Origin of the sequence: Blautia intestinihominis (assembly GCF_040096655.1) — a bacterium.
Taxonomy (GTDB): Bacteria; Bacillota; Clostridia; order Lachnospirales; family Lachnospiraceae; genus Blautia_A; species Blautia_A intestinihominis.
Genome location: NZ_JBBMEI010000017.1, coordinates 1 through 26,538, shown reverse-complemented (window position 1 = coordinate 26,538; position 26,538 = coordinate 1). Strand labels below are relative to the sequence as shown.

General features: G+C 47.2%; 19 protein-coding genes, 2 tRNA genes and 1 other RNA gene. 19 read left to right on the top strand and 3 right to left on the bottom strand.

The window, feature by feature from the left end; translation table 11 throughout:
- Positions 1 to 29: 29 nt before the first annotated feature.
- The 4 genes from WMO75_RS07040 to rnpB all read left to right on the top strand — a co-directional run bounded on the left by WMO75_RS07040 (position 30) and on the right by rnpB (position 7,623).
- Positions 30 to 1,685, top strand: coding sequence for a uridine kinase family protein (locus tag WMO75_RS07040; protein ID WP_435378000.1), 1,656 nt, complete (start codon positions 30 to 32; stop codon positions 1,683 to 1,685).
- Positions 1,678 to 2,688 carry a response regulator transcription factor gene (locus WMO75_RS07035; RefSeq protein ID WP_227221725.1) on the top strand — a complete coding sequence of 337 codons (1,011 nt, stop codon included), beginning with the start codon at positions 1,678 to 1,680 and terminating at the stop codon, positions 2,686 to 2,688. Before WMO75_RS07040 ends, WMO75_RS07035 begins: the two co-directional genes overlap by 8 nt.
- Before the next feature lie 153 nt (positions 2,689 to 2,841).
- Entirely contained in the window at positions 2,842 to 7,194 is a 4,353-nt protein-coding gene (locus WMO75_RS07030; RefSeq protein ID WP_349077848.1) for an MBG domain-containing protein, read from the top strand.
- A gap of 80 nt (positions 7,195 to 7,274) precedes the next feature.
- Positions 7,275 to 7,623, top strand: an RNA gene (rnpB, locus tag WMO75_RS07025) — RNase P RNA component class A.
- 53 nt (positions 7,624 to 7,676) lie between these two features.
- Here the strand turns inward: rnpB and WMO75_RS07020 are convergent.
- From WMO75_RS07020 to WMO75_RS07010, 3 genes are all read right to left on the bottom strand, one after another.
- On the bottom strand, positions 7,677 to 8,114 hold the full coding sequence (locus WMO75_RS07020) for an aspartate carbamoyltransferase regulatory subunit (protein ID WP_022214906.1): 438 nt from the start codon (positions 8,112 to 8,114) through the stop codon (positions 7,677 to 7,679).
- The gene (gene pyrB / locus WMO75_RS07015) at positions 8,114 to 9,034 is read right to left on the bottom strand and encodes an aspartate carbamoyltransferase (RefSeq protein WP_022214905.1); all 921 of its coding nucleotides are present in this window, start codon (positions 9,032 to 9,034) and stop codon (positions 8,114 to 8,116) included. The genes WMO75_RS07020 and pyrB overlap by 1 nt, the downstream gene beginning before the upstream one ends.
- A 79-nt stretch (positions 9,035 to 9,113) precedes the next feature.
- A complete protein-coding gene (locus tag WMO75_RS07010; RefSeq protein ID WP_118698411.1) occupies positions 9,114 to 9,509 on the bottom strand; it encodes a putative ABC transporter permease in 396 nt (131 codons plus the stop codon).
- 140 nt (positions 9,510 to 9,649) lie between these two features.
- Here WMO75_RS07010 and WMO75_RS07005 point away from each other — a divergent pair, with 140 nt between their 5' ends.
- From WMO75_RS07005 to WMO75_RS06935, 15 genes are all read left to right on the top strand, one after another.
- Positions 9,650 to 10,975, top strand: a complete 1,326-nt coding sequence (locus WMO75_RS07005; protein ID WP_227221723.1) for a bifunctional folylpolyglutamate synthase/dihydrofolate synthase — start codon at positions 9,650 to 9,652, stop codon at positions 10,973 to 10,975.
- Complete coding sequence (gene pheA, locus WMO75_RS07000; protein WP_118251431.1) at positions 10,972 to 12,120, top strand: prephenate dehydratase; 1,149 nt, start codon at positions 10,972 to 10,974, stop codon at positions 12,118 to 12,120. The genes WMO75_RS07005 and pheA overlap by 4 nt, the downstream gene beginning before the upstream one ends.
- Before the next feature lie 2 nt (positions 12,121 to 12,122).
- Positions 12,123 to 13,430: an ATP-binding protein gene (locus WMO75_RS06995; protein ID WP_022214901.1), complete on the top strand. Its 1,308-nt coding sequence runs from the start codon at positions 12,123 to 12,125 to the stop codon at positions 13,428 to 13,430.
- Positions 13,431 to 13,456: 26 nt separating this feature from the next.
- Complete coding sequence (locus tag WMO75_RS06990; RefSeq protein ID WP_118251432.1) at positions 13,457 to 14,992, top strand: Ppx/GppA phosphatase family protein; 1,536 nt, start codon at positions 13,457 to 13,459, stop codon at positions 14,990 to 14,992.
- Between the two features lie 12 nt (positions 14,993 to 15,004).
- The gene (locus WMO75_RS06985; RefSeq protein ID WP_022214899.1) at positions 15,005 to 17,158 is read left to right on the top strand and encodes an RNA degradosome polyphosphate kinase; all 2,154 of its coding nucleotides are present in this window, start codon (positions 15,005 to 15,007) and stop codon (positions 17,156 to 17,158) included.
- 44 nt (positions 17,159 to 17,202) lie between these two features.
- On the top strand, positions 17,203 to 18,339 hold the full coding sequence (locus tag WMO75_RS06980) for a PTS sugar transporter subunit IIC (protein WP_227221722.1): 1,137 nt from the start codon (positions 17,203 to 17,205) through the stop codon (positions 18,337 to 18,339).
- 188 nt (positions 18,340 to 18,527) lie between these two features.
- Positions 18,528 to 18,599: transfer RNA gene (locus tag WMO75_RS06975), tRNA-Glu, on the top strand.
- Between the two features lie 77 nt (positions 18,600 to 18,676).
- Positions 18,677 to 18,748: transfer RNA gene (locus WMO75_RS06970), tRNA-Glu, on the top strand.
- Positions 18,749 to 18,952: 204 nt separating this feature from the next.
- Positions 18,953 to 20,878, top strand: a complete 1,926-nt coding sequence (locus WMO75_RS06965) for a DNA gyrase/topoisomerase IV subunit B (protein WP_022214897.1) — start codon at positions 18,953 to 18,955, stop codon at positions 20,876 to 20,878.
- A gap of 14 nt (positions 20,879 to 20,892) precedes the next feature.
- On the top strand, positions 20,893 to 23,139 hold the full coding sequence (locus WMO75_RS06960; RefSeq protein ID WP_291579335.1) for a DNA gyrase/topoisomerase IV subunit A: 2,247 nt from the start codon (positions 20,893 to 20,895) through the stop codon (positions 23,137 to 23,139).
- A 166-nt stretch (positions 23,140 to 23,305) separates the two neighbouring features.
- Positions 23,306 to 23,776 (top strand): ribosome maturation factor RimP, encoded by a 471-nt coding sequence (rimP, locus tag WMO75_RS06955; RefSeq protein ID WP_022214895.1) that lies wholly within the window; start codon positions 23,306 to 23,308, stop codon positions 23,774 to 23,776.
- Positions 23,777 to 23,835: 59 nt separating this feature from the next.
- Positions 23,836 to 25,017 carry a transcription termination factor NusA gene (nusA, locus tag WMO75_RS06950; protein WP_349077843.1) on the top strand — a complete coding sequence of 394 codons (1,182 nt, stop codon included), beginning with the start codon at positions 23,836 to 23,838 and terminating at the stop codon, positions 25,015 to 25,017.
- A 5-nt stretch (positions 25,018 to 25,022) separates the two neighbouring features.
- Entirely contained in the window at positions 25,023 to 25,304 is a 282-nt protein-coding gene (rnpM, locus tag WMO75_RS06945; RefSeq protein ID WP_118251436.1) for an RNase P modulator RnpM, read from the top strand.
- The gene (locus WMO75_RS06940) at positions 25,288 to 25,599 is read left to right on the top strand and encodes a L7Ae/L30e/S12e/Gadd45 family ribosomal protein (protein WP_118698406.1); all 312 of its coding nucleotides are present in this window, start codon (positions 25,288 to 25,290) and stop codon (positions 25,597 to 25,599) included. Before rnpM ends, WMO75_RS06940 begins: the two co-directional genes overlap by 17 nt.
- A gap of 38 nt (positions 25,600 to 25,637) precedes the next feature.
- A partial coding sequence (locus WMO75_RS06935) for a translation initiation factor IF-2 N-terminal domain-containing protein (protein ID WP_349077841.1) occupies positions 25,638 to 26,538 on the top strand: 901 nt, incomplete at its 3' end.

Below are 26,538 nucleotides of genomic sequence, written 5' to 3'. Positions count from 1 at the left end.
ATAAAAACGGGAGGGTTTTTATGGAGAATATGGCAAAAGTAACGATCAATGGCGAAACGAAAGAATATCCCTGTGGAACTTCCTACAGGGATATTGTCAATGAATACCAGAAAGATACAGAGGCTCCGATCATACTGGTCACGGTGGATGGGAGACTTCGGGAGCTTCATAAGAGGGTCAAGGGTGACTGCCAGATAGAGTTTGTCACTACCAGAGACCATATTGGCTTTTCTACGTACAAGAGAAGCGCCTGCCTTGTACTGCTCAAAGCAATCTACGATGTGGCAGGCAAGGACGCGGTCGAGAAGGTGGAGATCCATTATTCCGTTGGCTCCGGCTATTATTTTACAATGACTGGATTTGTAGGATTGGATCAGGACTTTCTGGATCAGGTCAGAACACAGATGCATGAGATCGTAGATGCAAAAGTGCAGATCTGCAAGCGTTCCGTCAATACAGATGAGGCGATCGCACTGTTTCACCATCATCACATGTATGACAAGGAGAAGCTGTTCCGGTACCGCCGTGTTTCCAAGGTGAATATCTATAATATTGGAAACTATGAGGATTATTTCTATGGATATATGGCAGATCATACCGGCTATGTGAAATATTTTGACCTCAAGCTTTATGATGAGGGCTTTGTCCTGGAACTGCCGGAGCGTAAGGCTCCATCCGTGATTCCGCCGTTTGCCCCGGAGGAAAAAATATTTAAGGTACAGAAGGAATCCCAGGAATGGGCGGAAAAGATGGATATCTCCTATGTCGGTGATCTGAATGACCGGATCACCAGAGAAGGGGTAGGGAATATCCTTCTGGTCCAGGAAGCGCTTCAGGAGGCCAGGATTTCCAGGATCGCAGAGCAGATCGTAGCAGATGGAAGCAGAAAATTCATCATGATCGCAGGCCCGTCTTCATCAGGAAAGACCAGTTTTTCGCATCGGCTGTCAATCCAGCTCACAGCACATGGCATGAAGCCGCATCCGATCGCTGTAGACAACTATTTCAAAAACAGAGAGGATACACCGCTGGATGAATACGGTGAGAGAAATTATGAATGCCTGGAAGCACTGGACGTGGAGAAATTCAACGAAGATATGCTGGCTCTTCTTCGTGGCGAGCGCATTGAACTGCCGGTATTTAACTTTGTGACAGGCCACAGGGAATACCGGGGAGATTTCCTTAAGCTTGGGAAAGAGGATGTCCTCGTTATCGAGGGAATCCATGGACTTAATGACAAACTGAGTCATTCCCTTCCAAAAGAAAGTAAATTCAAGATCTATATCAGTGCGCTGACACAGCTGAATATCGACAAACACAACCGTATCCCGACCACGGATGGCAGACTGATCCGAAGGATTGTGCGTGATGCGAGAACGCGCGGAACGAGTGCAAAGGACACGATCGCCAGATGGCCGTCGGTAAGAAGAGGAGAGGAAGCAAACATCTTCCCGTATCAGGAAGAGGCAGATGTGATGTTTAACTCCGCACTTGTCTATGAACTGGCCTGCCTGAAGCTTTATGCAGAGCCGCTTCTGTTCGGGATCGGCAAGGATGAGCCGGAATATATCGAGGCAAAACGCCTTTTGAAATTTTTCGACTATTTTGTCGCCGTGCCAAGTGACGATATCCCGCGGAATTCTCTTCTCAGGGAGTTTGTAGGGGGGAGCTGTTTTGATGTATGATTCTTTTTCCGCTCATCTTATGCCTTTGATAAACAGTTCCTTTGCTCCCGGACAGGCACAGGCTACTGTGGATGCTTTTCAGGATCCGGGTCAACGGCAGATCGCACAGGCGGAGTTATATTATTTTTCAGGACGTGCGCAGGAATGCAGAAACATTGCGGAGCTTTATCTGCAGGACAAAGATCTCTGCCTGCGCCTGTCCGCAGGACTTTTGTATTCTTTTTCCAATCTTACGCTGGGAAATCCATCTGCTTCCAGGATGGGATTTCGAAACATCCAGGAATGCCTTCGTCTTGCAGAAGAAAACTCTGCATCAGAAGAAGTTATGGCTTCCTGTGTTTTTGCCGGCTATCTGGCAACGGTTCTGATGCATCTTCCGGCAGACGGACTTCCACCTCTCAAGGATTTTCTGCCGTACCTGCCGGCGGGTATTCGTGCTTATGCAATCTATATCCTCGCACACAATGCTTATCTGAATGAAGAATATGAGCGGGCACTGGGATTATGTCAGTCAGTTTTTCTGATGCTTGATGGCTGTTATCCCATTGCTATGGAATATCTCTACTGCGTGATCATTATGTGTCTGAATAACCAGAAGAAACACGAGGAAGCCAGGGAAATCCTGATGAAAGCATGGAACATGGCGAAACCGGATGGATTTCTGGAACCGTTCATCGAGCACCACGGACTGATGCTTGGCCAGATCGAAGCCTGTATCAAACCAACAGAACCGGAAAATTACAAACGGCTTTCACAGGCAGTCATTGCTTTCAGCCGCGGCTGGATGGATATTCATAATCCACAGCTTCAGAGCTCTGTTACAGATAAGCTGACACCTATGGAATTTTCCATAGCCATGCTTGCAAGCAAAGGCTGGACCAACCGGGAGATCGCAGATCACCTGTCCATGTCAGTCAATACGATCAAACATTATCTCTCCCGCATTTTTCAGACACTGGGTGTGGAAAAGCGCGAAGAACTGAAACCTTTTGTAAATAAATAACAGACAAAGATACATACGGCGGTCAATTGCGACCGCCGTAATACTTTTTTCAGAAAAAAAAGGCACTTTTTTGGCTTCTGATGGGCATTACATAATTTTGTTCTGTAAAGTATAATATTTCCATAAAATATAAAATGTGGAAGGAGGAACAAAATGAAGAAAAATGAATTAGTGAAAAAGAGCCGGAAACTGCTTTCAGCGATCCTGACCGGAACAGTGCTGATCACATCTGTGGTACCGGAATCCCTCATCTGGGCGGCTGATGTGGAAATGCAGGAATTCGAAGACGGCGAAGACAATGAGGATGTGATCTTTGAAGCTGCAGAAGAAGCTGCAGAAGAACCTGCAGAAGAACCTGAGACAGAGGATATTGAGGAAAGTGGAGAAGTGGAGATCCAGGATCTTTCAGAATCCCAGGACGAAGATGATACTGAGGATGCCGTGGAAGTGGAAGAAGACTTTACGGATGGAGTTGCTCTTTTTAGCAGCGGCAGTGAGATGGCAGTGGGAACAGCGGCTGCGAATACGATTTCGCCGGGGGAAAATGTAAAGATCACTTCAGGAGGAACGTATACGGTACAGGGTGGAACATATACTAAGACTGGGCCTCGCGATCCCTTCGGTGGTGTAATTACTATTGACACTACAGAGAAAGTTACTCTGGAGATTACTGGAAACATTAATATGCCAGGGGATGATGATGGCTGTTTTATTAGTATAGAAAATGCTTGTAAAGAGTTAACGATTATTAATGAGTATACGGTGAATGTTGATAATAATGTTTTTCTGAACAATAAAAATAAAGATGCAACAGTTACTTTTGAGGGCGGTACTTATGAGGCTTTAACGAACAATGGAGTTCCCATAATTCAAAACGGAGGGGTTGTTAACCTTAAGAATGCTAAATTTAATGCAACTGGTTTTTTTGACTATGGAGTTATTGTAAGGAATGGGTGGTTCGAAAATGATGGAACAATAAATATTCAAAATGGAACGATATTGGACTGTGGCGGTAATACAGGTATTGGTAATGGTTGTATTGAAAGAGGAACCGTCAATATGTATGGCGGAACCATTACATCCCCATCTTCGAAGAAGGGCCCTATAACTATAGGAATAAATGCAGCGAAAATTAAAGTTGTTGGTGGAAAAATTCAAAATTATGATTGGGGAATTTATCTAGAAGGACAAACCAATGTATCAGCTACTATTGGAAATGTAACCTTTGAAAATAATGATTGCGATATTGTCATGGATTCAGGAAAAAAATTTACCATACAAGATGACTTCCAAGGAACTGCAAGTGTTGAGGTAAATAGTTTCCCATGTACAATTACAACCCCTGGAACGTCTCCGGAGATGTGCAAAAGGATTACTTATACTGATGGCTTTCATTCTATAAGTTATGATACAACTGAAAAGTGTCTGTACGTAAGTGATCATCTTCATTCATGGAGTTATTCAACAAGTGCTAATAAAATCATTGCAACATGTACGGCGAAGCCAAATTGTGAATTTAATCCCGGTAAATTAGATTTAACCCTGGCAGCAGCTGATGCATACTATTCCGGCAATACTTATACCGGAGCAACCGTGACAAATGGCATTGCTTATCAGTCAGATAATGAAGCGGATATCGTATATTATCTGAAAGACGGCACGAAGACCAACAGCAGCAACAGCGGTGCTGCAAGTGAAGGTGCCGCACCGGTAAATTCGGGACAATATACGGTAAAAGTCACGTTTGGCGGCCAGACCATAAGTGCTGATTTTGAGATTAAAAAAATGGAAATTGATCCGACAGTGACCATGGATAACTGGAGCTATGGACAGAAGGCGAACACACCAAGCATAACAGTTAAGTCAGGTGAAAGTGACATTACAGATTCCTATGATGCCTCCGGTTTTACCTGTACGTACTACACAGATGGTAGCTGTACAGATATGACGACCGCAGCAGATGGTGCAGCCACAAATGGAGGAGTACCAAAGAATGCAGGTACTTACTATGTGAAAGCGGTTGTGCCGGAGAATGGAAACTATGCAGGGGCAGAAGCGGAAACTTCCTTCAAGATCGCACCACTTCCGGCAGACTTAACCTGGTCGAAAACAGATCTGATTTATACGGGAAGTGAGCAGAGCGTATCGGCGACGGTTGCGAATGCACTGGAGGGCGATTCTTTTGCAATTGCCTATGAAGGCAATACACAGACAAAAGCAGGCAACAGCTATACGGCAACGGTAACAGACCTTGGAAATGATAACTATACACTTACCGGTGCCACGGGTGTTTCCCAGAACTGGAGCATCAGCTATCTGCAGACTTCAGCGGCCGCGCAGGTTTCCGGAACAAAAGGTAACAATGACTGGTACATAAGTCCTGTGAAACTTGTACCGGACAGTGGATACCAGATATCGACGGACAAAACAGACTGGAAGGATTCGCTTGGGGATTACACGGATCAGGGAGAACAGTCTGCAGGATATTATCTGAAAGAGACTGCAACAGGTGCCGTTACCGATAAAAAAACAGTAACATTCAAAATTGACACCGGAATGCCGTCAGGCAGTATCCGGATCGGGGAAAATACATTTGACAGTTCCCTGAAGGATATTACTTATGGTTACTGGTTCAGGGATAATGTTTCTGTTGACATCACAGGTGCAGATAGTGCCAGTGGAATTGCTTCTGTAGAATACCAGGCGGTCAGTGCGGAGGAATCCTATGATGCAAACGGCACATGGCTTCCATGGAATGCAGAGGAGAAACTTTCCCTGACAGAAAGCGGCAGGTATGTGGTCTATGCCCGTGTTACAGACAATGCAGGAAACCAGACGATCGTCAATTCTGATGGGGTAGTTGTATTTAAAGATTCTGTAGTTGTGGATTCTTCCATCGACTACACAAGAACAACCAAAGCTTCCGTGGACGCGAAAGTGAAATTGAATGGAAACACCGTAGCGTCTGTAAGAAACGGAGAAACCACTCTGACAGAGGGAGAGGATTATACAGTTTCCGCAGATAAGATCACATTCAGCGGAGAATATCTGGATACTCTGGAAGCAGGCACTTATAAACTGACAGTTGCATATCATCTGCAGGGCGTGACAGAATACAAAGGCGGTGACAAACCTGCCGACAGCCAGATCGCAGTAAATGTCAGCCGTCAGACAGCAAATGTAAAAATCACAGGTACGCTGGATAAGGAATACGACGGACAGCCGGCAGATCTGGTGTACACAACAAACAGCGATGCCAATATCAAAGTTGAATACAACGTAAATGAAACCTGGCAGACAGAAGCCCCGATACACGCAGGAACTTATGAAGTCAGGGTCAGTGTATCCGAAAATGGTGATTTTACCGCTGCTTCCGATACGAAGGCTTATACGATCCGGCAGCGGGAAGTTGTGATCTCCGGAATCACTGCAAAAGGCAAGGTATATGACGGAACAGCGGATGCGGAACTGGATTACAGCAAAGCCGTGTTTGCAGGAGCAGTGAAAGGTGACAGCCTTACAGTAAGTGCAGAAGGTACTTTTGCAGACAGCAATGCAGCCAAAGGGAAAACTGTCACGATTACAAAGCCTGTGCTGGGCGGCGGATCGGCAGGGGATTATATCCTGGCAGATAACGGGCAGCAGACAAGTACCACAGCAGATATCAGCCCGAAAGAGATCACGGTAACTGCTGGCAATAAGAATAAAATTGCCGGTAAAGCAGATCCTGTCCTTACTTATACGGCGAAAGGTCTGGTGGGAAAAGACACTTTATCAGGAATTACAGTAAGACGAAAAGCCGGTGAAAAGGCGGGAATCTATCCGATCACAGTTTCTCAGGCTTCCGGTTCTAATCCAAATTACAGGATTACTTTCAGGAAAGGTATCTTCACGATTGAGCAGGCTGATCAGTCCAAACTGAGCGGAAAGGCCGTTTATCGCCTGAAACTTCCGATATTTTTTGCAACGGGCAAGGCACAGAAGAACAGCATTGTCGTTTCCTGGAGAAAGTATCCTGGTGCAGCTGGTTATGATGTTTTCTGGCACTACTGTGACGGAAGCATAAATTATAAAAAGGCCGGAACGGTTAAAAATGGAAAGCTTTCTATGACACATAAGAATCTGAGGTCGAACCGTGAATATAAGTATTTTGTTGCTGCTTATAAAATGGTAAAAGGCAGAAAAATTTACATTGCCAAATCCAATGAAATGCATGTTGCCATGAAACAGGCACGTACAACAAACGCCGTTTCGATTAAAGTAAACAGGACTACGGTTATTCTAAAACCGGGCAAAACCTTCAGGCTGAAGTGTCAGCTTACAGGTGAAAACCGAAAAAAGAAGCTGCTTTCCCATTCAAGTCCCTACCGCTATTACACTGCCAACAGCAAAATTGCAACGGTAAGCCAAAACGGGGTGATCCGGGCAAAGGCGAAGGGAAGCTGCAGCATATATATTCTTGCCAGCAACGGTGTATATAAAAGAGTGACTGTAAAAGTTAAGTAAAGCAGCCGGTTATAATTTTTCAATTTACTTATTTATAGTACTTTACTTAAAGCGGGATTCGTGTTAGAATAGCATTCGTGCGAGCAGGCCAGGTGATCGCGGCTGTACAGACGAAAGGGTACAGACGAGGAAAGTCCGGGCTTCACAGGGCAGGATGCCGGATAACGTCCGGTGGAGGTGACTCCCAGACCAGTGCAACAGAAATAAACCGCCTCCTTTGGAGGTAAGGGTGGAAAGGCAGTGTAAGAGACTACCGCCGTTGTGGTAACAGAACGGGCACATGTAAACTCCATTTGAAGCAAGACCGAAACGAAAGCGATACGGCTGCCCGTCGTGCTTTCAGGTGGGTCGCTCGAGCCAGCTGGCAACGGCTGGCCTAGATAGATGATCACTCAACGACATAACCCGGCTTATCGGTCTGCTCGCACAAAAAAAGAAACGCTCATTTCGAAGCGTTTCTTTTTTTGTGTTCTGAAACAGGATTATTTATTGCGTTTACCGCGATATTTCTCCTCACAATACTTACATCTGTAAACTTCCTTCTCCGGGTCAGCGAGGATGAATACGTGATCCAGGCCCTGCTCGATGGAAGTGATGCAGCGTGGGTTCTTGCATTTGATGACGTTTGTGATCTGTTTTGGAAGTTTCAGGATCCTTTTCTCAACGATCTTCTCGTCTTTGATGATGTTGACGGTGATGTTGTGATCGATGAAACCGAGAATGTCCAGGTCAAGGTTTTCGATAGGGCATTCTACCTTGATGATGTCCTTGACACCCATTTTGTTGCTCTTGGCATTCTTGATGATGGCAACGGTGCAGTCAAGTTTGTCGAGTTTCAGGTCATGATAAATGGTCATGGCTTTGCCGGCCTTGATATGGTCAAGTACGAAACCTTCGTGAAGTGCTCCAACGTTTAACATTATACTTCCACCTCCAGTAATCTAAGAATCAGTGCCATACGGACATAGACACCATACTGTGCCTGCTTGAAGTATGCGGCACGCGGATCATCATCTACTTCAACAGCGATCTCGTTTACACGTGGAAGCGGATGAAGAATGTACATATCCTTTGGAGCCAGTTCCATTTTCTGTTTGTCGAGGATGTAGAAATCCTTCATGCGTACGTAATCTTCTTCGTTGAAGAAACGTTCTTTCTGTACACGTGTCATGTAGAGGATGTCAAGCTTCGGAAGTGCATCTTCCAGACGCTCTACTTCTTCGAATTCTACGTTATTCTTCTCAAGGATATCTTCACGGATGTAGCTTGGTACACGAAGTTCTTCCGGTGAGATCAGAACGAATTTCACATTGGAATAACGAAGTACCAGCGCCTCGATCAGAGAATGAACGGTACGGCCGAATTTCAGGTCGCCACACAGACCGATCGTAAGGTTGTCAAGTCTTCCCTTGAGGGAACGGATAGTAAGAAGATCAGTGAGGGTCTGAGTAGGATGCTGATGACCACCGTCACCGGCGTTGATAACAGGAATAGAAGAAGCCATAGAAGCTACGAGCGGAGCACCTTCTTTCGGATGACGCATAGCACAGATATCTGCATAACAGGAAACGACACGAATCGTATCGGCAACACTTTCGCCTTTGGAAGCGGAACTGGAACCGGCAGAAGAGAAACCTAAAACCTTGCCGCCAAGATTCATCATGGCTGCTTCAAAACTTAAACGTGTACGTGTACTTGGTTCGTAAAAACAGGTGGCAAGTCGCTTATCATCGCAGACATGCGCATACTTTGATGGATTTTTTTCAATGTCGCTGGCAAGAGTCAGAAGATCGTCAAGTTCTTCTTTGGAAAGATCCAGCGGGCTCATTAAATGTCTCATAAGAAACCTCCCTTATTGATGTTGCGAAAATTTAATAAAATTCTCTCTTGCACAATCATATACTACAAGAATCGATTTTTCAAGCAGATTTCGTAAGTATTTTTTCAAAAATCAATCCTGCGGCAAACCAGAGAGGAGCATAGTCGAGCCGGATGATTCCTCTGTACTGAAAACGGGCAGCGGAGTAATCCCATGGACAGATGCCGATTTCTCTGAGAAAACTGCCGCTTATGAATTCGACCATATAAAATCCCAGCATATAGAGAAGTCCGCGGCAGACGAAAGACAGGGAGGAGATCCGTGCATACAAAGGAGCGATGATGGCAGCACAGCCGTAGATCGGGAACATGAGAAGCGAACTTTTGCCTGTCATTGTCCACTGGCCGGACAAAAGGGAGTGAAGCCCGGTCCAGAAAACCTCCATGCACCATCCGATCGAGCCGCAGAGAAAAAAGTTTGTCAGATTCTGGTTCATAGCGGTTCCTCCTGAAGTAAAAAAGATTTGATCAAAACCAATATTAACGATGCGTTAATTAGTATGGCTGGTCTTGAAAAAAAGATACACAGATGTTATATTTATACAAATAACACATTTAAGAAACAGGAGCATACAACATGGATTATCAGCAAAGCAGGGCATACATCAGAGACGCAGAGCAGTACGCGGGCGGTGCCCTGGATCTTACCAATATAAAGGAAATCATGAAGCGCCTTGGCAATCCCCAGGATCAGCTTAAATATGTTCATGTAGCAGGAACCAACGGCAAGGGATCCGTGATCGCGTATTTATATACGACACTGACCAATGCCGGATATCACGTTGGACGGTATATTTCCCCATCCGTATATTCTTACAGAGAAAAGATCGAGGTGGAGGGAACACCGATCAGCAGAGAGCAATTTGCAAAACATACGACCAGGGTTGCTGCAGTGATCGAAGAAATGACCGCAGAAGGTCTTGCACATCCCACCCCATTTGAAATCGAAACGGCGGTGGCATTTTTATTTTTTGCAGAAGAAAAATGTGATCCGGTCATCCTGGAAGTAGGCATGGGCGGTATCACAGATGCGACAAACCTGATCCACACGACAGAACTTGCCGTTCTCGTACCGATCAGCATGGATCATCAGTCCTTCCTTGGCAACACGATCGCAGAGATCGCGGAGAAAAAAGCCGGCATCATCAAACCAGGCTGCAGCGTGGCAACGATCGGACAGGAACCGGAGGCACTGAAGGTCATAGAGAACGTAAGTCATGAGGCAGGGACAGACCTCTGCGCGGCAGATATTTCCCAGGCAGAAGTGCTGGAAGCAGATTTTACCGGACAGCGTTTCTGCTACAAAGGTGAGGAATACACGCTTTCTCTCGCCGGTTCCTACCAGACGGAGAATGCAGTCCTTGCACTGGAAGCCTTACGCATCCTGGATGAGAGAGGCTATCATACCACGACAGAGCAGCGCAGGGAAGGACTTAAGGCAACCCACTGGAACGGAAGACTGACCATCATCCACAGAGATCCGCTGTTTATCGTGGACGGAGCACACAATCCGGCTGCGGCAGATATGCTCGAGGATTCTGTACGGAAATATTTCAAAGACCGCAGGATGTTTTTTATCATGGGTGTTTTCCGGGACAAGGATTATCCATATATTATTCGGAAACTCTGCCCTTATGCAGAACAGATCATTGCGATCGAGACACCGGATAACCCGAGGGCACTCCCGGCGGAGGAACTTGCCGAAGCGATCCGTCCATGCAACCCACATGTCCACGCGGAGAAAAATATCGCAAAAGCGGTCGAGGAACTGTTTGAGATGGCAGGGAAGGACGATGTGATCCTGTCCTTTGGCTCACTGTCCTTTATCGGGGACATCACCCGGATCGTAAATACAAGAAAAGAGGTGTTCGGATCACCGGCATCGGAAGGGAATAACGAATGATAGATTTACAGGAATGCCGCAAGGAGATCGATGTCATCGACAAAGAGATCTTACGGTTATTTGAAAAACGAATGAAAGTCTGCGAAGATGTTGCAGAATACAAGATACACACAGGAAAGCAGGTACTTGACCCGAAGAGAGAACAGGACAAACTGGATGTTCTCAAGAATCAGGCACATGGAAGCTTCAACAGCCTTGGTGCGCAGGAGCTTTTTCAGCAGATCATGGCGATCAGCCGCAAACGCCAGTACCAGCTTCTGACCAAGAATGGTGTCGGAACAGAGCGAAACTACAAGATGGTCGACGAACTTCCGCTCAAAGATGTAAACGTTGTTTTTCAGGGAGTTGAGGGCGCATACAGCTATGCGGCCATGAGAGCATATTTCCCGGAGGAGATCAACAGCTACCATGTCAAGACCTTCCGTGCAGCGATGGAGGAGGTTGCTTTTGGCAAGGCTGATTATGCAGTCCTTCCGATCGAGAATTCCACAGAGGGGATCGTGACGGATATTTATGATCTTTTGACAGAATATCAGCTTTATATCGTCGGGGAGCAGGGGGTCCGCGTACAGCACGTGCTTCTGGGACTTCCGGGCGTGACCGTGGACGAGATCGACACCGTCTATTCCCATCCACAGGCACTTGCACAGTGTAAACATTATCTCGAAGAACATCCGTCATGGAAAACCGTCAAGGCAGAGAACACAGCAGCTTCAGCCAAGAGGATCAAGGAAGAGCAGAAGAGAAACCAGGCGGCGATCGCAAGCCGTGCAGCAGGCGAGCTCTACGGACTTTCTATCCTTGCCGAAAACATCTGCCACAATGATCAGAATGTGACACGTTTCATCATTGTCAGCAGTAAACCGATCTATGAGAAAAATGCAGGAAAGATCAGCGTATGCTTCGAACTGCCGCATGCAAGCGGTACTCTGTATCACATGCTGTCACATTTTATCTACAACAGCCTGAGCATGACAAAGATCGAGTCCAGACCGATCCCGGGACAGAACTGGAAATACCGTTTCTTTGTAGATTTCGAAGGAAACCTGGAAGATCCGGCGGTCAAAAATGCACTTCGAGGTCTTGAAGCAGAGGCGATCGGGGTACGTGTACTTGGAAATTACGGACAGCAGGAGGAAATATAAAAATGACCAGAGTAAAAGAATGCGTATTATACAGAGGATTTGAACATGGAGAGATCCTTGACAAGATGACAGCACTTATGGATGCCTGTGAGAAGTCAGCCGTAAACGCAAAAGAAATGGAAGAAGATTTCTATGAATGTGTCAACGGTCTGATCGAGACAGCAGGTTCCTATGGATTTGCAGGAAACCTGTGGCACAATTATCTGACTCTGCTTCTTGTGAACAACGAGAATGCATTCAGCACCGCGAGCGAGATCCGTGGACATATCGACGGAAGCATCAATGAGCTGGCACTCCATGATTTTGCAATCTTCAAGGAACTGTATGATTTTGACCTGAATCTTCTGGACAAAGTATTCCATACTTCCTGCTGCGGTATCCTCTGCGACTATCAGGCACCGAAGGACAGTGGAAAGATGTTCAACAAACGTATCCGCGACCGTATCTGCGAGATGAGCCGCACACTGGCAGCAGCCAAGGATACAAAGGAATTCATGGAAGATATGGTCCAGTTCTATAAGGATTTCGGCGTAGGCAAGCTGGGACTTCATAAGGCTTTCCGTATCGAGAAAGACGAGAATGGAAAAGCACAGATCGTTCCGATCACAAGGATCGCACATGTACGTCTGGATGACCTGGTAGGCTATGAGATCCCGAAACAGAAACTGATCGAAAACACAGAAGCATTTGTCCGAGGCAGAAAAGCAAACAACTGTCTGCTGTTCGGTGATGCAGGTACAGGTAAATCCTCCAGTATCAAGGGAATCCTGAACCAGTATTATGATGAGGGACTTCGTATCATTGAAGCTTACAAGCATCAGTTCCAGGATCTGAACGAGATCATTGCTCAGATCAAGGACCGCAATTACAAGTTTATCATCTACATGGATGACCTTTCCTTCGAAGAATTTGAAATTGAATACAAATATCTGAAAGCTGTGATCGAAGGTGGTCTGGAGCGTAAACCGGACAATATTCTGATCTATGCGACCAGCAACCGTCGTCACCTTGTCCGCGAAAGAGCAGGGGACAAACTGGAAGTTGGAGATAGTGACGATATCCACTCCTCTGATACCGTACAGGAAAAACTTTCTCTGGTATATCGTTTTGGCGTTCGTATCTACTTCGGCGCACCGGACCGCAAGGAATTCCACACGATCGTCAAGACACTGGCAGCCCGTCATGGCATCCAGATGCCGGAAGACCAGCTCCTTGCGGAAGCTGGCAAATGGGAGATCTCTCATGGAGGACTTACCGGAAGAACTGCACAGCAGTTTATTGATCACCTTCTCGGAAAAGAGGAAAACTAATAGATAAGCAGGAAGGGGTATGGGATATGGCAATTACAACATTTGCAGCGATTGATATCGGTTCTTATGAGATCAGCATGAAGATCTTTGAGTTTTCCAAAAAGATCGGATTCCGTCAGCTGAACGATGTAAGATACCGCCTGGAGATCGGAAAGGGAGCCTATTCATCGGGAAGACTGGAACCTGAGATCGTGGATGCGATCTGTGGGATCCTGAAGGATTTTGACAAGATGATGAAGGAATTCGGAGTTTCCGATTATCGTGCCTGTGCGACCAGTGCATTCCGTGAGATGGTAAATCCGCTGATCGTTCAGGAACAGATCTACCGCCGTACAGGGATCCATGTAGAGATCCTCAGCAATGCCGAGCAGCATTTCCTGGGCTACAAATCGATCGCGGCAAAAGAATCCAGCTTCAAAAAGATGATCCAGAAGGGAACTGCGATCCTGGATGTCGGAGGCGGCGGGCTGCAGGTGTCTCTTTTTGACAAGGATGCACTTGTAACAACACAGAGCCTCAAGATGGGAAGCATGCGTATCCGTGAACGGCTCAAAGAACTTGAGAAGACTACGACGCATTACGACCAGCTGATCATGGAATTTATCCGAAATGACCTAACCGCTTTTCAGCGGCTGTATCTGAAAGACCGGGAGATCAAAAATGTGATCCTGATGGGGGATTTTCTTGCAGATACGATCTTTCAGGAGCATATCGGAGAACATATTCTCACAATGGAAGAGTTTGGGAAGCATTATGAGGAAACGGTATACAAGACAGAGCAGGCACTGGCAGATGAGATGGGGATCGATCTGGAGTATGCGTCCCTGATCGTTCCGACGATGGTCATCTGCAAAAACTTCATCGACATTTTCCAGGCAGAAGCAGTCTGGGTTCCGGGAGTTTCTCTTCTTGATGGAATTGCCTACGATTACGGAGAAAAGAAGAAATTCATCAAGAGCGCCCACAATTTCGAAAATGACATTCTGGTTGCTTCCAGAAACATTGCCAAACGCTATTCCAGCGGCAAAAACCATATCCAGGGCACAACGGATATCGCACTGACGATCTTTGACAGCATGAAGAAAGTCCACGGTATGGGTGCAAGAGAACGTCTTCTTCTCCAGATCGCCGTACAGCTCCATGACTGCGGTAAATACATCAGCATGGGCGATGTGGCAGAGTGTTCTTACCGCATCATCATGGCGACCGAGATCATCGGACTTTCCACAGAAGAGCGAAGAGTCATTGCCAGCGCGGTACGTTATAATACGACAGAATTCGTTTATTATGGAAATTATGACGATGGTCCGGGACTCGACAAGGAACGTTATCTTCTGGTAGCGAAACTGACCGCGATCCTTCGCCTTGCGAATGCCATGGACCGCAGCCATTATCAGAAAGTGCAGGGGCTCAAGGCTGTGCTCAAAGACAGAGAACTGCAGCTTATGATCGACTCCAGCCGTGACATTTCTCTGGAACTTGGACTTCTCAAGGACAAAGTAGCGTTCTTTGAGGAAGTCTTTGGAATACATCTTGTGCTGAAACGCCGCCGCAGAGCGTAGAGGAGGAAAAATATGGATTTAAGTAAATTTGAAAAACCGGAATACTATGTAAACAGGGAATTAAGCTGGCTGAAATTCGATGAGAGAGTCTTGAGCGAAGCCAGGGATAAATCCCTCCCCCTGTTTGAAAGACTGAAATTCTTAAGCATCACCTCTTCAAACCTGGATGAGTTTTTTATGGTGCGTGTCGCATCCCTCAAGGATCAGGTGCATGCAGGTTACAAGAAAAAAGACATCGCAGGAATGACCTCCGAAGAACAGCTCCGTGAGATCAGCAAACAGACACATGAGCTGGTAAAAGTACAGTATAGCACCTTCAACCGTTCTGTCCTTCCGGCACTTGAGAAAGTGGGACTTCACCTGATTGCAGAGCATGAGGATCTGAACCAGAAACAGCAGGAATTTGTTGACCGGTATTTCGAGGACAATGTGTATCCGGTACTGACTCCGATGGCCATGGATTCTTCCAGACCATTTCCACTCATCCGCAATAAGACTCTGAATATCGGCGCACTGATCGCCAAGAAAAATAACAAAAAACATACCAAAGAGCTGGAATTTGCCACCGTTCAGGTGCCTTCTGTACTTCCAAGGATCGTAGAGATCCCTTCCGCAAAAAAAGGCGACCGTACCGTGATCCTTCTGGAAGAGATCATTGAGCGCAATATCGGCAAGCTTTTCCTGAGCAATGATGTTGTCTGCGCGCATCCGTACCGTATCATGCGTAATGCGGACCTCACGATCGACGAAGATGAGGCAGAGGATCTTCTGGTAGAGATCCAGAAACAGCTCAAGAAACGCCAGTGGGGCGAGGTCATCCGACTTGAGGCAGAAGAAAAGATGGATGCACGTCTTCTTGATATCCTCAAGAAAGAATTTGAGATCAAGGAAGCAGATATTTACAGCATCAATGGACCGCTGGATCTTACCATGCTGATGAAACTTTATGGACTGGAAGGCTTTGACGAGTACAAGAGCCCGAAACATACACCGGCACCTGTGCCGCAGTTCCAGAATGACAAGGATATCTTTGAGGTGATCCGCGAGGGAGATGTCTTCCTGCATCATCCATATATGAGCTTTGATCCGGTCGTAGATTTCGTGCGACAGGCAGCGAAGGATCCTGGTGTCCTCGCGATCAAGCAGACACTTTACCGCGTCAGCGGCCATTCACCGATCATCGCAGCGCTTGCACAGGCAGCAGAAAATGGTAAACAGGTTTCTGTACTGGTGGAACTGAAGGCCAGATTCGACGAGGAAAATAACATCGTCTGGGCAAAAATGCTCGAAAAAGCCGGCTGCCATGTAATCTACGGTCTTGTCGGTCTCAAGACACACAGCAAGATCACTCTGGTCGTTCGAAGAGAAGAGACCGGCATCCGCCGTTATGTGCATCTGGCAACCGGTAACTACAACGATTCCACAGCCAAACTTTATACAGACTGCGGTATCTTTACCTGCGATGAACGTTTCGGAGAGGATGCGACGGCTGCATTCAACATGCTTTCCGGTTATTCTGAGCCAAAGCGCTGGAACCGTCTGATCGTCGCACCGATCTGGATGAAAAACCGTTTCCTGCAGATGATCGAGAGAGAAGCAGAACATGCGAAACAAGGACTTCCGGCATGCATTGTTGCCAAGATGAACTCTTTATGTGACCCGGCGATCATTTCAGCTCTTTATCATGCTTCTTCCTGCGGCGTGCAGATCTATCTTCTGGTACGAGGCATCTGCTGCATGAAAGTGGGAATCCCGGGAGTGAGCGAAAACATCCATGTGCGCTCCATCGTCGGAGAATTCCTGGAACACAGCAGGATCTTTTACTTCCAGAATGGCGGAGCTGAGGAGATCTACATGGGAAGTGCAGACTGGATGCCGCGAAATCTGGACCGCCGTGTCGAGATCGTATTCCCGGTAGAGGATGAGCAGATCAAGAAAGAGATCAAGCACATCCTGGATCTGGAATTCCGTGACAATGTAAAGGCACATCTGCTTCAGCCTGATGGAACGTATGAGAAACAGGACAAGAGAGGCAAAACTCTCATCAATTCTCAGATGGAATTCTGCGCAGAAGCACAGAAAAAAGCAAAAAAACAGAAAAAAGCCGAGAAAAACCATTCCAGAGTGTTCATCCCGGCAGAACCGGTCAAAGATCCGGAAGAATAAAAAAGTTCTGGATAACAAATAAACTTTACGAGGGGAAAGAGATTATGAGCAACGAAAAACAAAGCTTTCTGAAGCGGAAGAACGTGATCATATCGTTCAAACGCTACGGGATCGATGCGATGGGTTCCATGGCACTGGGACTTTTTGCGTCACTTCTGATCGGTACGATCATCAACACCATAGGGCAGAATGTATGCCCGGGAAGTTTCGTTTCAGAGAAGCTTCTGGAGATCGGTGGTTATGCGACCAGTGTGACAGGTGCTGCGATGGCACTTGCGATCGGTCATGCGCTCCAGGCACCGCCGCTGGTCATGTATTCCTTGTGTGCAGTAGGAGCTGCCTGCAATGCGATCGGCGGTTCCGGCGGACCACTGGCAGTATTTTTTGTGGCAGTCCTCACCTGTGAGATCGGAAAACTGGTTTCCAAGGAGACAAAGATCGACATCATCGTGACACCGGCAGTCACCGTGATCGTTGGCGTAGTTCTGGCGATGCTTCTGGCACCTGTATGCAAGAGTGTCTGCGATGCACTTGGTTCCTTTATCGGATGGGCAACAGATCTAAGACCGTTCTGGATGGGGATCATCGTATCGGTAGTAGTTGGAGTTGTCCTGACACTTCCGATCAGTTCGGCTGCGATCTGTGCCGCAATCGGCATCAGCGGCGGGGCAGTCCTCGCCGGTATTGCGGATGGCAGCGTGACAATGGAAGTCTGGAACGGACTGGCACTGGCAGGCGGAGCAGCAACTGCAGGATGCTGTGCACATATGCTCGGTTTCGCGATCTTGAGCTTTCCAGATAACGGGATCGGCGGGTTTGTTGCACAGGGACTGGGAACTTCCATGCTCCAGGTCCCGAACCTGATGAAAAAACCAGTTCTCTGGCTCCCTCCGGTCATCACTTCTGCGATCACCGGACCGATCGCAACCTGCGTGTTCCATATGCGGAACAATGGCCCTGCGATCTCATCCGGAATGGGAACTTCCGGTCTGGTAGGACCGATCGGCGTGATCACAGGATGGGCACAGATGCCGGAAGGCTATACAACGGGAGCGTTTGACTGGGTCGGAATGATCCTGATCTGTTTTGTGCTTCCATTACTCATTACCTGGGTGATCGGCAAGATCTTCCGTGCAAAAGGGATCATCAAGCCGGGAGATCTCAAGATCGATCTCGGCTGATCTGCACAGGATACAGATCATCTGAATGAAAGAGGACAGGGCTGCTGCCGCAGTTTCATGCGGAAAACAGCCCTGCTTTTTCAGTTTTTCAAAAAAATTTAAAATAATTAAAAAAAGTACTTGCATTTTTGAAAACACTGGTATATACTAAGCAAGTCGGTTGCGAACAGAGATCGACAGAGCAGTATGGCCAGTTGGTCAAGGGGTTAAGACGTCGCCCTCTCACGGCGAAAACACGGGTTCGATTCCCGTACTGGCTGCTTGAGAAGTTTTGCTTCTCGAATCAAACTACATATACATCTGTCGAGGTGAGAATGAAGAATCGGCAGAGCAGCGTGGCCAGTTGGTCAAGGGGTTAAGACGTCGCCCTCTCACGGCGAAAACACGGGTTCGATTCCCGTACTGGCTGCTTAAGAATAATCAGAGTTTTCTCTGGTTATTTTTTTTTCTAAATCTATCGAAGAATATCGAATCCCCAAAAACTGTCTTGAAAAATTCAGAAGGATACGGTATGATATAGAACAAATGTTTGAGTATCAGGCGTTACTGTTCACTCCGTTCACAGTAACTATCAGGCTCCGAATGGAGCATAAGAAAGGAAATGAATATACCCATGGCAAAAAAGCAAACCTATGATGCTGGCAGTATCTCGGTTCTGGAAGGACTGGAGGCAGTCCGGAAACGACCGGGTATGTATATTGGAAGTGTATCCCGCAAGGGACTGAATCATCTGATCTATGAGATCGTAGACAATGCAGTAGATGAGCACCTTGCCGGATATTGCAGTGAGATCCATGTGACACTGGAGAAGGACGGTTCCGCGACCGTAACAGATAACGGACGAGGAATCCCGGTAGATATGCATGAGAAAGGAATGTCCGCGGAGCGTCTTGTCTTTACGACTCTGCATGCAGGCGGCAAGTTCGACAATGCCGCATACAAGACCAGCGGCGGTCTCCACGGTGTCGGTTCCTCTGTTGTCAATGCGCTTTCTACTTATCTGGATATCAAGATCAGCAGGGATGGATATGTACATCATGACCACTATGAAAGAGGAATCCCGACCATCGAACTGGAGGAGGGGCTTCTCCCGAAACTTGGACGCACGAAGGCGACCGGAACCTGCATCAATTTCCTTCCGGACCCGGAGATCTTTGAGAAGACCCGTTTCTCTGCAACAGAGGTCAAGAGCCGTCTCCATGAGACAGCATACCTGAATCCTGCCCTGACGATCTATTTCGAGGATCTGCGCGGTGCGGAGCCGGAGAAACTGGAATACCATGAGCCGGAGGGGATCATCGGATACATCCGTGATCTGAACCACAGTTCTGAGGCACTTCATGAGCCGGTCTACCTCAAGGGAGAGGCAGACGGCATCCAGGTAGAGGTGGCTTTCCAGTACACCAGTGATTTCCGCGAGAATGTTCTGGGCTTCTGTAATAACATCTACAATGCAGAGGGCGGTACACACCTGACAGGATTTAAGACAACTTTTACGACTGTCATGAACAGTTATGCGCGAGAGATCGGTGTCATCAAGGACAAGGATCCGAATTTTACAGGAGCAGATATCCGAAATGGAATGACAGCAGTTGTTTCCATCAAACACCCTGCACCGAGATTCGAAGGACAGACTAAGACAAAACTCGACAACCAGGATGCTGCCAAAGCGACAGGCAAGGTCCTGGGCGAGCAGCTTGTCCTCTATTTTGACAGAAATCTGGAGACACTCAAGGCGATCCTTTCCTGTGCAGAGAAGGCAGCCAAGATCCGCAAGACCGAGGAGAGAGCCAAGACAAACCTTCTGACCAAGCAGAAATATTCCTTTGATTCCAATGGCAAGCTTGCCAACTGTGAGAAGAAAGATCCATCCCAGTGTGAGATATTTATCGTAGAGGGAGATTCCGCAGGCGGTTCTGCCAAGACAGCCAGAAATCGTAATTATCAGGCGATCCTTCCGATCCGTGGTAAGATCCTCAACGTTGAGAAGGCAACGATCGACAAGGTTCTTGCCAATGCAGAGATCAAGACGATGATCAATGCGTTTGGATGCGGTTTTTCCGAAGGATACGGCAACGACTTTGATATCAGCAAGCTCCGTTATGACAAGATCGTGATCATGGCCGATGCCGATGTCGATGGTGCACATATTTCGACACTTCTTCTGACACTGTTTTATCGTTTTATGCCGGAACTGATTTATGAGGGGCATGTCTATATCGCAATGCCGCCTCTCTACAAGGCAATGCCGAAAAAAGGCCCGGAAGAATATCTTTACGACGACAAGGCACTGGAGAAATACCGTAAGGCGCACAAACCGGGCAGCTTTACGCTCCAGCGATACAAAGGTCTTGGAGAGATGGATGCAGAACAGCTCTGGGAGACAACGCTGAACCCGGAGACAAGAAGGATGAAGCGTGTGGAGATCGAGGACGCGCGTCTGGCATCCAGCGTGACAGAGATTCTTATGGGAAGCGAAGTACCGCCGCGTAAGGCGTTCATTTACGAACATGCAGCAGACGCGGAACTTGACATCTAAGGAAGGGATTTTTTATGGAAACAAAACAGGAAAATGTGATCCGTACAGACTATTCGGAGATCATGCAGAAATCATATATCGATTATGCCATGAGCGTTATCATCTCCCGAGCACTCCCGGATGTAAGAGATGGTCTGAAGCCTGTACAGAGAAGAACTTTATATGATATGTATGAACTCGGGATCCGTTATGACCGCCCGTACCGTAAATGTGCCCGTATCGTCGGAGATACAATGGGTAAATATCATCCGCACGGCGACAGCTCTATCTATGATGCGCTGGTCGTTATGGCGCAGGACTTCAAGAAGGGCAGGACGCTGGTAGATGGACATGGAAACTTCGGCTCCATCGAGGGCGACGGCGCTGCGGCGATGCGTTACACAGAAGCACGTCTGGAGAAACTGACACAGGAAGTTTTTCTTGGAGACCTTGATAAGAATGTTGTTGATTTTGTGCCGAACTTTGATGAGACAGAGAAAGAACCGTCGGTTCTTCCTGTCAAGATCCCGAATATTCTGGTGAATGGTGCAGAGGGAATCGCAGTCGGCATGGCGACCAGCATCCCGCCACATAATCTCGGTGAAGTCGTAGATGCGGTCAAGGCATACATGAAGGACAATACGATCAGTGTCAAGGGGCTGATGCGTTATATTAAAGGACCGGATTTTCCGACCGGCGGTCTTGTGGTCAACAAGGATGACCTCCGCAAGATCTACGAGAGCGGAACCGGCAAGATCCGTCTCCGTGGAAGAGTAGAGATCGAGAAACTCAAGGGCGGCAGGAAGCAGCTTATCATCACAGAGATCCCGTATACGATGCTCGGAGCAAATATCGGTAAATTCCTGAATGATGTCGCATCCCTGGTCGAGACGAAGAAGACTACAGACATCGTGGACATCTCCAACCAGTCCTCCAAGGAGGGAATCCGTATCGTTCTGGAACTCAAAAAAGACACCGATGTAGAAAATCTCACCAACATGTTGTACAAGAAAACACGTCTCGAGGATACGTTTGGTGTAAATATGCTGGCGGTTGCAGATGGCAGACCGGAGACATTAAGCCTTAAGCAGATCATCGAGCACCATGTGGAATTTCTGTTTGATGTCACAACAAGGAAATACAGGACCCTTCTTGACAAAGAGCAGGAGAAGAGAGAGATCCAGGAAGGTCTTATCAAGGCATGTGACGTGATCGACCTGATCATCGAGATCCTGCGCGGAAGCAAGAACCGTGAGCAGGTCAAGAAATGTCTGGTAGAGGGCGTGACAGAAGGAATCCGCTTCAGGATCAAGGCAAGTGAGAAAGCCGCTTCAAAGCTCAAATTTACAGAGAAGCAGGCAGGTGCGATCCTGGATATGCGTCTCTATAAGCTGATCGGACTGGAGATCGAGGCACTTCAGGCAGACTATCAGGAGACGATGAAGAATATTGCCGAATACAAGGATATCCTGGATAATTACGACTCCATGGCAGAAGTAATCACCAGGGAACTGGACGGCATCAAGAAGGAGTATGGAAGCAAACGCCGCACTTCCATCGAGAATGCCGAGGAAGCTGTCTACGAAGAAAAGAAGATGGAAGAGACAGAAGTCTGCTTCCTGATGGATCGCTTTGGTTATATGAAGCTGATCGACAAAAATGCCTATGAACGAAACAAAGAAGCAGCACACAATGAGAACCGCTGCGTATTCCTGTGCATGAACACGGACAAGATCTGCATCTTTACGGACAAGGGCAAGATGCATACGATCAAGGCAGTCGATATTCCACTGGTACGTTTCAGAGATAAGGGAACACCGGTAGATAACTTAAGCAACTATGACAGCAGCCAGGAGCAGATGCTGTATGTAGCGCCGCTTGGACAGATCAAACAGGATCAGATCCTTTTTGTGACAAAGACATCCATGTGTAAACTGGTTGATGGTGCTGAGTTTGATGTGACCAAGAGAACGATCGCATCCACGAAACTTGCTGAGGATGACGAACTTATTTTTGTCGGCAGTGCAGGTGAGATGGAGCAGGTGGTGTTCCAGAGTAACGGCGGTTATTTCCTCCGTTTCCTGAAACAGGAGATCTCCACCGCCAAGAGAGCAGCTCTCGGCGTACGTGGAATGAAGCTTGCAGACGGAGATCATCTGGAGCATGCATACCTTCTCGGAGGTCATCAGGAATATGCGATCTCCTACCACGACAAGGAGTACTCCCTGAACAAAGTACGCCTCGGAAAACGCGATACCAAAGGCATCAAACCAAGGATATAACAAGAGATTTCAAAAAATCCTTGCTTTTCAGACCTTATGGTGCTATTATATGAGATAACATGATAACGGATGATCAGAGAGTGGACTTCGGTCCACTCTTTTTGCGAGATTGATTACTATAAGCAGTTCCGCGATCATTCTGATGTGCGAAAGGCAGGTGGAAAATATGAGCAGACGAGATGAATATGAACAGAAGGCAGAGGCAATGCTGGCACCGATCGTTGAGGCAGCAGGTTTTGAACTTGTAGATGTAGAATACGTCAAGGAAGCAGGCAACTGGTATCTTCGAGGATACATCGACAAGCCGGGCGGGATCACGGTCAATGACTGCGAAGCAGTAAGCCGCGCGTTCAGCGACAAGCTGGATGAGGATGATTTTATCGAAGACAGCTATATTATGGAGATCAGTTCCCCAGGTCTTGACAGACCGTTAAAGAAAGAGAAGGATTTTGTCAGAAGCATGGGCAAACTGGTAGAGATCCGTACCTATCGTCCGATAGAGAAACAAAAGGAATTCTGCGGGATTTTAAACGCATATGATGATAACAGTGTGACGATCGAGGAGGACGAAAACGGCACCTTACGCACATTTGAAAAGAAAGACATAGCCCTGATCCGGCTGGCAATTGAATTTTAACTGATTAATGAATACGATGCACCTATATGCTTTGATAAAATGAGGAGGAAATAAAAAAAATGAACAAAGAGTTAATGGACGCTCTGAATGTCCTGGAAAAAGAAAAAAATATCGGTAAGGATACACTTCTGGGAGCAATCGAGCAGTCTCTGATCCAGGCATGTAAGAACCATTTCGGTAAAGCTGATAATGTACATGTAATGATCAATCCTGAAACCTGTGATTTCAGTGTTTACGCTGAGCGTGAAGTAAAGGAATTCGTAGAGGATCCTGCACTGGAGATCTCACTTACAGACGCACAGAAGATCAATGCCAACGCAGAACTCGGAGACGTGATCAAAGTTCAGATCCAGTCCAAGGAATTCGGACGTATCGCAACACAGAATGCTAAGAACGTCATCCTTCAGAAGATCCGTGAGGAAGAGCGCAAAGTTCTTTACGATCAGTACTACGGAATGGAGAAAGAAGTCGTTACAGGTATCGTACAGCGTGTCATGGGCAAAAATGTCAGCATCAATCTTGGCAAGGCAGATGCGATCCTCGCTGAGAATGAGCAGGTCAGAGGAGAAGAATTCCATCCGACAGAACATATCAAGGTATACATCCTGGAAGTTAAGGATACTCCAAAAGGACCGCGTATCCAGGTATCCAGAACACATCCGGGTCTCGTAAAACGCCTCTTCGAATCCGAAGTTGCCGAAGTAAGAGACGGCACAGTAGAGATCAAGAGCATTGCCAGAGAAGCAGGTTCCCGTACCAAGATCGCTGTATGGAGCAATGATCCTGACGTAGATCCGGTTGGAGCATGCGTTGGTATGAACGGTGCGAGAGTAAACTCCATCGTAGAGGAACTCCGCGGCGAGAAGATCGATATCATCAACTGGGACGAAAACCCGGCGATCCTTATTGAGAATGCATTAAGCCCGGCCAAAGTCATTGCAGTAATGGCTGATCCGGATGAGAAGACAGCACTTGTTGTTGTTCCGGACTACCAGCTTTCTCTTGCAATTGGTAAAGAAGGACAGAATGCACGTCTTGCAGCCCGCCTGACAGGATTCAAGATCGACATCAAGAGTGAGACACAGGCCAAAGAATCCGGTGATCTTTACGACTATGATGAGGAAGAAGAATTCTACGAAGACGAAGCAGCAGAAGATGCAGAAAACGTAGAAGAGTCTCAGGAAGCAGAAGAAACAGAAGTTTCTGAAGAGGTTTCCGAAGAAGAGACAACAGAAGAATAAGATCTATGAAGACAAAAAATAAAATTCCGATGCGCCAGTGTACCGGCTGCAGAGAAATGAAAAGCAAAAAAGAAATGATCCGTGTCCTTAAGACACCGGAAGACGAGATCGTTCTTGACACCACAGGCAGAAAGAACGGAAGGGGCGCCTATGTATGTCCATCAACCGAATGCCTTGACAAAGCGATCCGCAATCACGGGATCGAACGGTCTCTCAAGACCAGCGTTCCCGAAGAGGTCTACGAAGACCTGAAAAAGGAGTTAAGTAAGATTGAAAAACAACAATAAAGTGTTATCTCTTCTGGGGCTTGCCACAAAAGCCGGCAAGGTTGCCAGCGGAGAATTTTCGACAGAGAAATCTGTCAAGACAGGGAAAGGTTTCCTGGTTCTGGTTGCAGATGATGCATCCCAGAATACAAGGAAAAAATTCCAGAACATGTGTGATTTTTACGAAGTACCGATCTACTTTATTGCCAACAAAGAAGAACTGGGCAGATTCTGCGGAAAAGAATTCCGCGCCAGCCTTGCGGTACAGGATGAAAACTTTGCAAAAGCAATGTTAAAAGAACTCCAGAAATTATAAAGCTGCGGTGTGCAGCAGTGATTGAAGGAGGGATCCATGTGCCGAAGATCAGAGTGCATGAACTTGCCAGTAAACTTGGCAGATCGAACAGAGAAGTCATTGAATTTCTAAAAGCAAACGGGGTAGAAGTCAAAAGTCATATGAGTACTCTTGAGGAACCCAGTATCCGATTAATAAAACAAAAATTTTTAACCAGGGGAAAGGAGCAGATTACCAAGGTGGATAATTCCAGAACAGAAGAAAAGACGGTAACAGCGAGACCAGAAGCAGACAAAGCAGAGGCTCCTAAAAAGAAAAAAAATATCATTCGTGTATATCATGCACAGAATGCAAGTGACGGCGGCAAAAACAGACCGAAACGTCAGAACAACAATACAGACAAAAGACCAGCCGCAAAGCCACAGGCTCAGAAGCCGCAGGCAGCTCAGAAACCGGTAGAGGAAACTGCAAAGAAACCGCAGACTGCACAGGCAGAGGCACCGAAGAGCGCAGCACCGGCACAGAACAATTCTGCAAGACCGCAGAGACAGGAACAGTCCGGTTACAATAACAACAGAGGACAGAACCGCCAGAATAACCGCGACGGAAGAGACAATAACCGCGACAACCGCGGTGGTGAAGGCAGAGGCCGTGACTTCCGCGGTGGCGAAAGAAGATTCTCCGACCGCAATGGAAACGGCGGACAGGGTCGTCCGAATCGTGACGGAAACCGTCAGGGAAGACCGCAGGGCGAAGGACGTCCGGCGCGCCAGGGTGACGGAAACGGCCGTCCGATGAGAGGTCAGGGCGGAAGACCGCAGCAGGGTGGTCAGGGAAGACCACAGCAGGGCGGAAACGGAAGACCAGACGGCAACAGAGGAGGCTTCGGCGGAAATAACCGTGGCGGACAGAGATCCGGTGGCGGAAGAAGAGATAACGATGCTGTATTCACACCAGTAC